The following is a 12,699-nucleotide window of genomic DNA, read 5'->3' as shown; positions in this document are numbered from 1 at the left end:
TTATTTTTTATTGGCGGATTGAAAAATTCTCGACCATCGAATACCGTCAGCTAATCTGCTGTTTTTTAATGACATCCATATAAACAATGGCTTGCCAACTATATGGGTTTCGGGTACAAAACCCCAAACTCTAGAATCTTCAGAGTTGTGACGATTGTCTCCCATAAGCCAGTAATAGTCGTATTTAAATTGATAACTAGTTTGGATTTCGCCATCGATATATATCCCATTGGGTGTGATTTTTAAGTCGTGACCTTCATACACACTGATGACGCGACCATACATGGACAGATTTTCAGGGCTGAGTTCTATGGTCTCTCCCTTAGCTGGAATATGTATAGGACCGAAATTGTCGAAAGTCCAATTGGGGAAATGTTCTTCATCGTGGGGATATAGATAGTTGTCCATATGACTGGGTTCTATATATTCTACAGTTATGTCATTGCCCATTTGTTTAATGGCTTCTACTTCGTTGGCACTCAAATTGTAATACCCTTCATTTGCTTGTTGATTGTCGTGAATATCTACCCCAATTTTATCTAAGGTATTGGTATTAATTGGTCCTTGAGTTGAAGTAATTTTATAAGTAAATTGAGCCATTTCGGGGAGGTCAATGGCTTGTTCATCGATAAATACTTGCCCTTTTTTAATTTGCAGTGTTTCTCCGGGAAGTCCGATGGTTCTTTTGATATAGTGATCCATCTTGTCCATCGGTCGCGATATTATATCTGAGGGAGGAACTTGATTCAACATCCCTCTGCGTCGTAAATCGTATACGCTGAATGTTCTACCTGGAGTAAGTACTACAGAATCACCTTCAGGATAATTGAATACCATATTGTCGAACCTTTTAACAGGCGTTATTTTTGGCAATCTGTAATAGGGGAGACTGGGTTTTTCTAAATATGATTCACTATTGAAAAATCCAATTCTATTGTGTAAAAGTGGAACCATGGCTACCGTCATCGGTGTACGGATACCGTAATGTACCTTGGAAACAAATAGAAAATCCCCAACTTTCAGTGAGCCTTCCATCGATGAGGTAGGAATAATATAGGCTTCAATGAGAAACATTCGAATAAAGGCTGCAGCAAACACTGCAAATATCAGTGAGTCTACCCATTCTCTGGTCGGACTTTTTCGATAGGGATTCTTGGCGATTAGGCGCTGTACTTTTAAATTGTCTCCAGCGCTTTTTGCCTCAGCTATTTGTGCGTTGTACTCTTTTTCTAATTTGGCTACAGGGCCTTTATAGGTTGCATTACTTCTATCGATTAAAAAATAGGACAATGGAGTGTAAACCACAGATAGAAAGGCATCCCAAAAACTTGTCTTTCCAAAGGACCTTGCCAAATCTATAGCGAGGGTAGCGTAGATGAAAAAGTTGACGATAGGAAATAGCATCCACCACGCAAAGTGTTTAGAACGACCAGTTAATGCTGACCAATGTCCAAAGTTAACTCCTGGGATCCAAGCCAATTTACCGTCTTTACCCGCTTTGACAAATAATTTCTGAAGACTAAAACATAGCAATAGATAGGAGATTAGAATAAAAATAAGTATTTCCACTGTATTTATTTTTGCTTCAAAAGTAAATAAAAAAGTAAATAAAGAATGCCGACTTTCCTTTTTTTATACCAAGGCTTTGTATTTGGTGATGAATACCGGTATTTATAAATCCAACCATTAATTAGAATCCATTTTTTTCTTTCTTTATTTTTTTGAATTCAGAATTTTCTAATTTACTTAAAATTGTCAAATTATCAATGTAGGCCCAGGCCTAATAGATGGATTAATCTTTCATAGAAAACTTGACCTAATCGGCGATAATATTATTTATCTAGAACCGATATTTTCACCACCTTGCTTTGAAACGTCTCTAAATCTATTTAATTACCTGTATAATGGTAAAGAAATGAAAGTTTATTAATCTGATATCCATTGCTTTATTATTCAAAATAAAAGAGGAGGTTACCTTTATTATGGGATAACCTCCGTCTCGTTTTATCTGTTGATCAAGTGATAATGGATTTGTCTTTTAAAAAGACAGCTAATTATCTCAATTTAAAAGTTTCACTGGCACTTAAAAAGCCTTTGTTGTATACTTCTACTACGTAGCTACCTTCTGTGAAAGGTATTTCTGGTGCCCATTGAAAACACTCGTCACTACTGTTGCTTTTGTAATCGATCGTTCTTTGAAGACTGTATTGCAATTTGCTGTCGGTATCTGTTAATGTCATAGTTCCCGACCCAGCATCTTCAACAGAGATGGTTTCACCTTGTGGACTTATGATTCTGATATAAAATGTCTCTTTACCTTCTTTCGCAATCTCATTGACATTGGCCGTAAAACAAATTTCTAGTTTGTCCACATTACTCGCTCTTCTTCTTCTCACATCCTTTCCACCTTCTTTACTCATATACCCTTTGACATCGAGGTCTGAAACCGGAATTATGGAAGCTTTACTTACGGTTTTGCTCAATTCGGTGTTGGCCGAGGTAAGCTTTTGTTTGGCTTCAGCTAATTCTGCTTTTTCTGAAGAAAGAATTTTGTTTTCAAACTGTGTTCTCTCTATTTCCTCGTTTAGTTCAGAAGCGGTATTCTTTAAGAATTGATTTTCTTCACCAAGTAATTCGTTCTGATTTTTCAACTCTGTTATTTCTTCAACATATTGTTCTAATGTAGCTTTTAACTCAGAAATCTCTGTTTTGGCAGATTGGTAATCTTTATTTCTACTAATTAATGAGCTAATTTCATTCTTTTGTCGGGCCAATTCCTCAATTTGTTCATCGATACGTTGATTGAGCAATGCATTATCGCCTTTTAAATTCAAGAGTTGCTGTTCAGCTTCCATGTATTGTGAGTCGAGTTCACGATTCACATCTTCCAACATTGTATACTCATTTTGCATACCCATTACTTCCTTTTTTAATTGAGCATTTTGATAAAATAGGTATGCGGAAATCAATAATAAAATGATCGCTATAACACTAAATATCGCGATATTTTTTGAAGATTTTTCTGTTGTCATATTTTCTTTAATTTTAAATGTTAACGACCTGTTATCGTAGAAAATTTTATATTATTAAATTATTTTGTTAAATATTGATCTTTATTTTTAGTTGAATTATTTCTCAATAGTCAGTTATATAAGGTTTACAAGTCAGTGTAATTCTATAGCTATACTCAGTTTTTTATGGTGCTGACCGGTGTTTTATCCTGAGTACAGTTCTACATAGAGTTCTTAGATAATTTCATGCAATTGATAATTCATTATAGTATAATTTTTAATATACTTCAATTTTGTTGATATGTTGTGCTAAATAGTGATTAAATATAAACCTATGTGTTGATTCATGTACAATTAGGAATTGCTAAGTTGTTATGTATTTGTTAAATTTCGCTTCGTTGTTGTATGAATAATGGAATTTCAACTCATGTAAATCTGAATAATTTTTATTGAATTTATATTTGAGTTCAAAAAAGTCAAAATCCTTAAGCACCATAATATGTGACTATAGGACTTGAGTCAGAAGGGGGATTACATTGATGGAGTGAATAAGAATTTTTAAAATATTTCTAAAAGTGTGATTGGACAAGGGTAAAAAATTATCTTCGTCTTTTCAATTTATCTCTTGATTATACAGTTAATGTATTAACAAATAATTGATATGAAAAAAAATCCAATTGTTGCACCATCCTTGCTCGCAGCAGATTTTACAGATTTGAAGTCCGAAATGGATATGATTAATAGGAGTGAAGCAGACTGGTTGCACCTAGATATAATGGATGGTCGATTTGTTCCCAATATTTCTTTTGGAATGATGATGGTTGAGGCTGTATCACCATTGTGTAATAAGGTATTAGATGTTCATTTAATGATTGAAGAACCAGAGAAATATGTTGCAGATTTCCAAAAGGCAGGTGCAGAATACATCACCGTACATGCTGAGGCTTGTAAACACTTGCATCGAAATATCCAACAAATACATCAGTTGGGGATTAAGGCTGGGGTGGCCTTGAATCCACATACCCCTATACAAGTTTTAGAACACGTGGTTGATGATTTGGACTTGGTTTTGATTATGTCGGTGAATCCAGGATTTGGGGGACAAAAATTTATTTTTGAGACTCTATATAAGATTCGTCAGCTCAAAGAAATGCTGGAGAGTAGAAATTCTAAAGCACTTATCGAAGTAGATGGAGGTGTGGGTTTGCAGAATGCCGAAAAAATCATGGCCGCAGGTGCCGATGTTTTGGTGGCCGGATCCGCAGTTTTTAAAGCTTCTGATCCCGAATCTGTTATACAATCACTCAAAGCCATTGGCAACATACCTAGATATGAAGTTTAAATATTTACTTATTTTCTGTTTTTGTAGTATTACATCGACTTTGTGGTCTCAAGGTCAGGTAACCGTAGACGGATTGATAATAGACGGAAGTACCAAGGAAAAAGTGTCTAATGTATTGGTGTATTTAAAAGGAAGTACAAAGGCTATAGAATCCAATTCCTCTGGAAATTATGTCTTGCAATTTTTGTCTACACAAGACACGGTGTTAATGGCACAAAGACTGGGGTTTAAGATAGTAGAAATACCGATAACTCATGCCAAAGAGGATGTTCATTTAAATATTAATATAGAAATTGTTCCTTCAATTTCAGAATTAGATGTAGTGATTCAAAGTTCTGTGTCCAATCAGCCAGGCATGATCATAGAAGATATGTCGGAAATTAAACTACTTCCGTCAGTATCAGGGAATTTAGAGACTATTTTACCTCATATAGCTATGGGAGTAAGTGGAGGAACTGGTGGTGAATTGAGTTCGCAATACAATGTGCGTGGAGGTAATTACGATGAAAATTTGGTCTATGTAAATGGATTTCAGATATATAGACCTCAATTGGTACGAAGTGGACAGCAAGAAGGATTGTCATTTCCCAATCCCGATATGGTTAGAGATATTTCTTTTTCTTCTGGTGGGTTTGCGGCAAAATATGGTGATAAGATGAGTTCTGTATTGGATATCAATTACAAACGGCCAGATTCATCGGCCTACAGTGCAGAAATCAGTTTACTCGGTGCTACAGCTCATGCTGAAGGATCAGTTCAGCTGGGGAAATCCAATTATAAGAAATTTAGATATTTATTGGGTGGACGTTATAAATCCACTTCATATTTGCTCAATACGCTAGATGTAAAAGGGGAGTATCTGCCAAAATACTATGATGTTCAAGGTTATTTTACCTATGATATAAGTGAAGATATACAAGCTGGATTGTTGATCAATTACAATCGGGCTAATTACGATTTTACTCCGGTTTCTAGATCTACGGCTTTTGGTTTAATTGATTATACCCTGCGTTTGGATTCCGAATTTGAGGGAAGTGAAAAAGACGTTTTTGAAACAACCATGGCTGGCTTGTCGCTTACCTATTTACCGGACAGAAAGACTGATCCTTTTTTTGTAAAACTTTTAATGTCGGCCTACCAATCTGGAGAGTCGGAAAACTTTGATATTATTAGTACCTACCAATTAAATCAAATCGAAACTTCTATTGGTGCAGAAAATCAAGGAGAAATTGTAGCTACTATCGGTGATGGAATTCAACACAGTTATGCCAGAAATTTCTTGTTGTCCAATGTGTCCAATATAGCCCTCAAAGGCGGACAAGAAAAGGTAGTACGTCAAAATAAACAAGGGAGTGCATCACATTTCTTACAGTGGGGACTTAAATCTCAATACGAAAAGATTGAGGATCGTCTCAATGAATGGGAGCGCTTGGATTCAGCAGGTTATTCATTGCCATTTAACGACGATGAGGTATTACTGGATGAAGTCTATAAATTGAATCACGAATTGGAATCCTATCGGATGGAGGCCTATATTATGGATACCTATACACTGAGAGAAAATCAAAAGTATCAATGGACTTTTGAAGGAGGTCTGCGCTCCAGTTATTGGTCGTATAACAAAGAGTGGAATATTTCTCCGCGGTTCCAGATAGAGTATCACCCTTTAAAAAGTGGTAGAAATACTGTGTGGAGATTGGCATCTGGACTGTATTACCAGCCCCCTTTTTACCGAGAGTTGAGGAATATGGAGGGAGAGATAAATCCCGATATTAAATCTCAAAAATCCCTCCATGTAGTCTTGGGGTATTCCAAAGATTTTACGTGGAAGAAGATGGATGCGGCCATGAATTTTACTTCTGAAATTTATTATAAAAAACTCTGGGATCTTATTCCTTATGAAGTGGACAATGTAAGAATTAGATATTTCGGCGACAATTTGGCTACAGGACATGTAGCGGGAATTGATTTTAGGTTAAATGGTGAATTGGTACCTGGGGCTGAGAGTTGGATAAATTTTTCTTTTCTCAAAGTTTTGGAAAAATGGGATGGTGTCCAGCATCAAGATTTAAAAGAGGGTAATGGAAATATAGTAGATAGTGAATATGTACCTCGTCCTACCGATCAATTGGTGTCGGCTTCTATATTTTTCCAAGATTATTTACCCAACAATGAGAATTTTAAACTTCATTTAAGTCTAAATTTCGGTAGTGGGCTGCCATTTGGTACTCCACAAGACAATATGATACTGCGGAATCCATTTCGATATAAGCCTTATTACAGGGTAGATACCGGTTTTTCGGTTCGAATGTGGAATAAAGAATGGATAAATGAGAAGCCCAATAATCCATTTAGATTTTTTAATGATGCATGGATGAGCATTGAAGTATTCAATTTGCTTCAAGTAGAAAATGATGCCTCCATTACATGGATAAAAGCAATTAATAATGTACAATACCCAGTCAAGAATCGGTTGACATCGAGGAGGGTAAATTTAAAATTAAGATTTGAGTTTTAAAAGGCTTAAATATAAAGGAAAATTGTGTTATCTTTGCGCGCGTTAACACCTATTGTTCGCAGCGTCGAAGTAAATAGGTATTTTTAATTATAATTATATATTTAAATGGCTGTAAAAATTAGATTACAGAGAAAGGGTAGAAACAAGAGACCTTTTTATCACATCGTGATTGCTGATGCAAGAGCACCAAGAGATGGAAAATTTATTGAGAAAATCGGTTCTTATAACCCCATGACCAAACCAGCTACCATTGATTTGGATCGGGATAAGGCATTTGACTGGCTTAATAAAGGGGCACAACCTACGGATACGGTTAAGGCCATCTTGAAGTTTAAAGGAGTTTTGTACAAAAAACACCTTATGAGAGGGGTTAAAAAGGGTGCTTTTACAGAAGAGAAAGCCAATGAAATGTGGAATGATTTTGTAGCAGCCAAAGAAGATAAAGTCGCTATCAGATTTGAGCAAACCGCCCAAGAGAAAAGAGATCGTTTGATTTCTATATTTGGTGTTGCACCTGAAAAACCAGTTGCTGAGGAAGCCGAAGAGGTAGTAGAAGAAAGTGAAGAAGCAGTAGAGGAAAGTGCTGAAAATACCGAATCAACTGAAGAGGAAGAATAGACCTCATTTTCATAAAAAAATAGTATCTTTTGTCAATGGAACCTACTCTTTTTGAGTGGGTTCATTGGTATTTATAACACAACAAAAGCAATCACATGAAACCATTGGAATCATCATACTTGGAAAGGTTGAATCAATTAAAGACTTTAGTACAGGAATCCAAAGAGTTAGAAACCTATTTGGAATCAGAGGAAGAATCTGATTATAAAATCTTGGCCGACATCTTTGAACCCCAGATTCAAGATTTATACAACGATGTTGCTTCCGATCAACCTCTGCAATTGGTTTCTTTAGAAATAGAATTGTTAGATGAAGGATTTGAAGGATTATTTTTACCTAGAATTTTGGGGTATACTGTTTTGAGAGGAGGATTGACGGAACATGTAAAATATATTCGACCTCAAGAACAATTCAAAAGAGTGTTGAGTACCATCTGTGATTCAGTTCACTTTGACTACATAAAAAATAGAATAGGACAGACTGTTCAAATGGGTTTTGCTCTCAACAGTGATATTTGGACAACGGCATTTATCAATGAAATTAGCAATAAACGAGTCGTCAACTATTTGCGAAGTATGAAATCGCAAAAATTGTGGTTAGAAAACGATCGTTCAATAGCTTATAATAAGTATAAAAGACAGTTTGATGAACATAATTTCTATACCGTTGATTTTCCAGAAAATGAAATTGAACTAAAGGCAAGCTATGGTCAGTTTATTAATTTTCTAAAATTTAGAATCCAAAAAGATCTCGACAATGCTTCTATCCTCGAAGATTTAATTTTGCTTATTGAAGACAAGAATGTTCAAGGCAATCAAGAATACAGTGATATTCTCGGTCTATGTATGCATTTTGTTAAATTTGACGATAAGCAAAACCTGCGTTTGAGTAAGGTAGTCAATGATATTAGAAAAAATGATGAAGCGTCTTATTTGGAATATCATTTTAGTTTTATTGAGCGTCTATTGAAAAGCGATATTAAAGTCAGTCCCGAATCTTATGGAAAAGTATATCAGCTGTTGTCCGATCAAATAAAGGATGATATGCTGGCCTTTTACTATGTGATGAGTGTGATTAATGACAATGGTTTGGCTGGAGAAGAAAGTATTGAACAGGTAAAATTGGCTTACAACAGTCACGAGGGCTTATCTGACTTCAATGAATCTATTCGATTGTCTATCTACAATTATTTTCATGAAGAACTCAAAACTCTCTTGCCGAGTAGCTATCCAGAATATTTTGAGTTAAGCAAACTAATGTCAATCTACATTTATTTGTTCGACAATCAATTGTTTAGCCAAAACCTAAAAGACAGTTGCTATACTTATCTTCAAAAATGTCTAAAACTCTATACTGATAAAAGAGGTAAAGATTATCAAGAGATCAAAAAATTCGTAGTTCACCAATTTCAAGCTTCCTTTAATATGTCAGAAAAAGAAGTGTTGGAAATATTTAAAACAAGAAAGCGAAAGAAACCCACCTCCCTATAAGTGGGATATCAATGAATTGATAATTGAGATAAAATATTGGCCCCATTCTATATTAGAATGGGGTTTATTTTTTAGTATCGAATCTTATCTAAAATGGTATTAAGCGTCTCTATCTCTTCTTTCGTTATGTGGGAAAATTGGCTCAATAGAAACCTATCTAGAATTTCATTAATCTGAAGTAGAATAAATTCTCCTTTAGACGTCATGGTTATCCATACTTCTCTCTTGTCGGTCTGAGAGATTTCCCGATGTATCAATTCTTTCTCCACTAAGGTATGTACAATTCTCGATGTATTGGCCATCTTGTGAATCATTCTATTCTGAGTATCTTTTATACTTATAGGGTTGCCATTTTGCCCCTTGACAATTCTTAGGATATTAAATTGTGCTAGATTAATATCGTATTTTTTCATCTTTTTTTCTAATCTACTACTAAGGTAGTAAGCCGTATAAACAATATTTATATGAGCTTTTTGCTCCGGGCTAGAAAAGTGGCTTTGTTGGATTTCATCTTCAATTTTTCTCATGATTCGGTATAATTTCAATGTGAATAATACAAAATTTAATTAATAATGTTTACAATTAAATTTGTAGGGGCTGTAACAAGAAAACAATGAGTATGCATAACTCATTGTTGTTTTAAATGGGGGAGCTTTTATGACAATTTGATCTTTCACGTAGGAATATTGTTTAATTTAACTTGCTAATTTGGGTGTAAAGTATTTATTATAGTATAAATATTTACTTTTTTTTATGAAATATTTAGTTCTAAATTTTTGTCTCGTTATTTTAAAGTATGATACTTTGGATCTATTGGGGGGAATAGCGTTAAATTAATATAGTCTTTTGACTGAAAAAGTTGAATTTGGTCACTATGTTTTTATAAATTAAAATTATATTTTATTTCGAAAAATGGATTTTGCCGTCAAAAACCTTGCAATGGCTGCATCTCAAAATAATTAAATTCTATGAATTATGCAAATTTAATAGTCATGGCAATTTATCTACCAATATTTTTTTTATAATGTAAATACTTGGTCGTTTGCGTGATTTTGTATCGACTTATATGGGGTTTTTAAATTTGTTCTGTAATTATGGCTTGAATTTGATTTTATTCTAAAGTAAAACTGTCTTGGTCGTTGACTAGTGTGTGTATTATATTATATTGGATCAGAGCCTCAAACTATTCAATTATGGATAATCAAATGACTAGTGAAATAATTAATTATTATTCCAAATCAATATCCTTATTAATTAATTATGTTTATAATTAATTGGGTTAATTGAAGATATTTTTAAATTTTTATTTTTTACTGTAAGACTGCTGGAATTTTACTGTTTCCCTACTACTTATTGCTTATTTCTTTAATACCAGCTCCGATAATTTTACCAGCTTTGATGAGAATGTCTTCTGTATGTGCGGAGGATATAAACCCTACTTCATAACCAGATGGTCCCCAATAAATACCGTTATCCAGTAAAAACCGGTGTAACTCCTTGTATAGATCCATGGAGGAAGAATCAATTTGATCAGCTCTAAAAATTCTAGTGTTAGAAAAAGTTAACCAAAATATTGACCCAATAGATTGAAAGTGAATATCTATATCAGTACTTTGAATTTCTTGTGTTATGGTATCTATGAGTAAATTTTTCTTGTCTTCTAAGGTCGTATAGAATCCATCCTCTAAGCAGGTCTGTAATGTCGCTAAGCCTGCAGCCATACTAATTGGATTGGCGGATAAGGTTCCGGCTTGATATACAGGGCCGTCTGGTGCCACACACTTCATTATTTCAGATGAAGCAGCATATGCACCTACAGGCATTCCTCCACCTATGATTTTGCCAAATGTAATAATATCGGGTTGGATGTTATATAGACCAGCGGCACCTTCAAAACCAACTCTAAATCCGGAAATAACTTCGTCCCAGATTAATAATACACCATATCGATGACATAAGTCTCGTAATCCGCGATGATATTCTATGTCTTGCAAAAGTAAGCCATTGTTGGCGGGAATGGGTTCTATTATAATTGCTGCTACACTGTCGCCTACTTTTTGTAGGGTTTCTTCCACTACATTTAAGTCTCCTAAAGGAAGAACTAGGGTTTCCTTAATAAAGGATTCTGGGATGCCCGCTGATGTCGAAGTGCCAAAGGTAGCCAATCCCGAACCAGCTTGAACCATTAAAGAATCTACGTGACCGTGATAACAACCTTCGAATTTTATTATCTTGTCCTTACCCGTGTATCCTCTGGCCAAACGAATTGCCGACATAACGGCCTCTGTACCTGAACTAACAAATCGAATCTTATCTATAAATCGGTGATTGCTAAGTATGATTTCTCCCAATTGGTTGGATATGGCATTGGGAGCACCGAAGGTCAATCCTTTGTCAATGGCCTTCTTTACAGCTTCAATAACCCTTTGGTGTTTATGTCCCAAGATTAACGGCCCCCAACTATTACAAAAATCAATAAATTCATTGCCATCTACATCGTATAAATAACAGGATTCGCCTCTGTCAATAAATAATGGTGGACCATATACTGATTTAAAGGCTCTAACCGGACTATGCACTCCTCCAGGAAACATTTTTTTTGCTGCTTCAAATAATTCTGCCGATTTTTGTTTATTTAATCCCATTTTATCTTTTTCTTGCAAAGATAAATTTCTAACAACAAGAAAAAACCCTTATCTTATAAAATATTTTATGGAGTTACAGAAGAGAATTACAGGTTTAGCTATTATTGTATTTGAGGAAAATCAAAGAATGAGTCTGTCGGGACTGGGTATTTTAAAACATAATTTTCTAAATGCATATTATTCGGATACTGAATCGGTAATCATCCCTCCAAAAAAGCAGGTATATTTTCGAAAAAATATTCATGCCCCTGTTGATTCTTATTTATTACATAAAGTAAAAGCATTGTTTTCATGCTCTGATATCGAAGCGGAAACTCAAATTATTGAATGGCAAAATCAATGGTTGGACAATATCGAGGAATCTCCTTTTGTGTTTGGAGAATTTGGCTACTTTGTCAATGATAAAGGGATAAAATTTATTGAGTATCCCGTAAATTTTTATACCTATCTTCCTGAAGTCAAAACAGAATATAAAAAAGAAGTTCTTCCCCAATTGCCATTTGAGCGAGAAGAAAATATTGCTTTTGTTAGACCTTCACAGCCCAGCAAAAACAAAATAAGTTCATCTACAGTTTTGTGGAGTGTATTTGTTGTCTTGTTTGGAATTTCAATTTATTTTTGGCGTGTACCCATTATTCAAGCGTTTGTATCGAATAAGGATTTATCCTTGAGAATAGTCAATATAGCACCGGAAAATTATAGTTATGATAAGGAGATAAATAATTTTTACTCCGATACTGCTGCTGATTTTACTCAAGTAAATATGGAGAATAAAAAGGTTGACCAATCTAATACTATAATAACTAATCAATCAGATCTTGAAACCTTATCTACCGATAGAAGTGTTGTAGCGAATGAAGAAAAACCTTGTACCATGATCGTCGGAGCATTTGCCAATGATGATAATGTAAAAACAATGGTGGCCAAATTAAATCAATTTCAATATGAATCCGTTGTATTCAAAGAAAATAATTTGACTCTGGTCGGAGCTAAAATATCTTGTGGGAATGATTCTGAAGAGGAAGATATTCAAAAAAATATAGAGGCTGGGGCTTGGTTGTATAATAATTAATAA

The 12,699-nt window shown here is 34.6% G+C and carries 9 protein-coding genes; 5 read left to right on the top strand and 4 right to left on the bottom strand.

The window, feature by feature from the left end; translation table 11 throughout:
- Nucleotides 1–1,569: a signal peptidase I gene (lepB, locus tag LVD51_RS04145; RefSeq protein WP_236969929.1), complete on the bottom strand. Its 1,569-nt coding sequence runs from the start codon at nucleotides 1,567–1,569 to the stop codon at nucleotides 1–3.
- 485 nt (nucleotides 1,570–2,054) lie between these two features.
- Nucleotides 2,055–3,032: a hypothetical protein gene (locus LVD51_RS04140; protein WP_236969928.1), complete on the bottom strand. Its 978-nt coding sequence runs from the start codon at nucleotides 3,030–3,032 to the stop codon at nucleotides 2,055–2,057.
- 640 nt (nucleotides 3,033–3,672) lie between these two features.
- On the opposite strand from LVD51_RS04140, the gene rpe reads away from it, so the two are divergent.
- The 4 genes from rpe (at nucleotide 3,673) to LVD51_RS04120 (ending at nucleotide 8,979) form a co-directional block, all read left to right on the top strand.
- Complete coding sequence (rpe, locus tag LVD51_RS04135) at nucleotides 3,673–4,353, top strand: ribulose-phosphate 3-epimerase (protein WP_236969927.1); 681 nt, start codon at nucleotides 3,673–3,675, stop codon at nucleotides 4,351–4,353.
- The gene (locus LVD51_RS04130; RefSeq protein WP_236969926.1) at nucleotides 4,343–6,871 is read left to right on the top strand and encodes a TonB-dependent receptor; all 2,529 of its coding nucleotides are present in this window, start codon (nucleotides 4,343–4,345) and stop codon (nucleotides 6,869–6,871) included. Before rpe ends, LVD51_RS04130 begins: the two co-directional genes overlap by 11 nt.
- Nucleotides 6,872–6,976: 105 nt before the next feature.
- Nucleotides 6,977–7,489, top strand: coding sequence for a 30S ribosomal protein S16 (gene rpsP / locus LVD51_RS20115; protein WP_317207894.1), 513 nt, complete (start codon nucleotides 6,977–6,979; stop codon nucleotides 7,487–7,489).
- Nucleotides 7,490–7,584: 95 nt separating this feature from the next.
- The gene (locus LVD51_RS04120) at nucleotides 7,585–8,979 is read left to right on the top strand and encodes a hypothetical protein (protein ID WP_236969925.1); all 1,395 of its coding nucleotides are present in this window, start codon (nucleotides 7,585–7,587) and stop codon (nucleotides 8,977–8,979) included.
- 71 nt (nucleotides 8,980–9,050) lie between these two features.
- Here the strand turns inward: LVD51_RS04120 and LVD51_RS04115 are convergent, their stop codons facing one another.
- On the bottom strand, nucleotides 9,051–9,506 hold the full coding sequence (locus tag LVD51_RS04115; protein ID WP_236969924.1) for a MarR family winged helix-turn-helix transcriptional regulator: 456 nt from the start codon (nucleotides 9,504–9,506) through the stop codon (nucleotides 9,051–9,053).
- A gap of 819 nt (nucleotides 9,507–10,325) precedes the next feature.
- Nucleotides 10,326–11,624 (bottom strand): glutamate-1-semialdehyde 2,1-aminomutase, encoded by a 1,299-nt coding sequence (gene hemL, locus LVD51_RS04110; RefSeq protein WP_236969923.1) that lies wholly within the window; start codon nucleotides 11,622–11,624, stop codon nucleotides 10,326–10,328.
- A gap of 67 nt (nucleotides 11,625–11,691) precedes the next feature.
- On the opposite strand from hemL, the gene LVD51_RS04105 reads away from it, so the two are divergent.
- Nucleotides 11,692–12,696, top strand: a complete 1,005-nt coding sequence (locus LVD51_RS04105; protein WP_236969922.1) for a hypothetical protein — start codon at nucleotides 11,692–11,694, stop codon at nucleotides 12,694–12,696.
- Nucleotides 12,697–12,699 lie beyond the last annotated feature (3 nt).

The sequence above is a fragment of the Membranihabitans marinus genome, from assembly GCF_021729155.1.
Lineage (GTDB): Bacteria > Bacteroidota > Bacteroidia > Chitinophagales > Saprospiraceae > Membranihabitans > Membranihabitans marinus.
This window is presented reverse-complemented; position numbering and strand designations above follow the sequence as displayed.

What these genes read in the sequence shown, in the direction of transcription:
- LVD51_RS04140 (WP_236969928.1), bottom strand. Translation starts at nt 3,032, where the DNA reads ATGACAACAGAAAAATCTTCAAAAAATATCGCGATATTTAGTGTTATA.
- rpe (WP_236969927.1), top strand. Translation starts at nt 3,673, where the DNA reads ATGAAAAAAAATCCAATTGTTGCACCATCCTTGCTCGCAGCAGATTTT.
- LVD51_RS04130 (WP_236969926.1), top strand. Translation starts at nt 4,343, where the DNA reads ATGAAGTTTAAATATTTACTTATTTTCTGTTTTTGTAGTATTACATCG.
- rpsP (WP_317207894.1), top strand. Translation starts at nt 6,977, where the DNA reads ATGGCTGTAAAAATTAGATTACAGAGAAAGGGTAGAAACAAGAGACCT.
- LVD51_RS04120 (WP_236969925.1), top strand. Translation starts at nt 7,585, where the DNA reads ATGAAACCATTGGAATCATCATACTTGGAAAGGTTGAATCAATTAAAG.
- LVD51_RS04115 (WP_236969924.1), bottom strand. Translation starts at nt 9,506, where the DNA reads ATGAGAAAAATTGAAGATGAAATCCAACAAAGCCACTTTTCTAGCCCG.
- hemL (WP_236969923.1), bottom strand. Translation starts at nt 11,624, where the DNA reads ATGGGATTAAATAAACAAAAATCGGCAGAATTATTTGAAGCAGCAAAA.
- LVD51_RS04105 (WP_236969922.1), top strand. Translation starts at nt 11,692, where the DNA reads ATGGAGTTACAGAAGAGAATTACAGGTTTAGCTATTATTGTATTTGAG.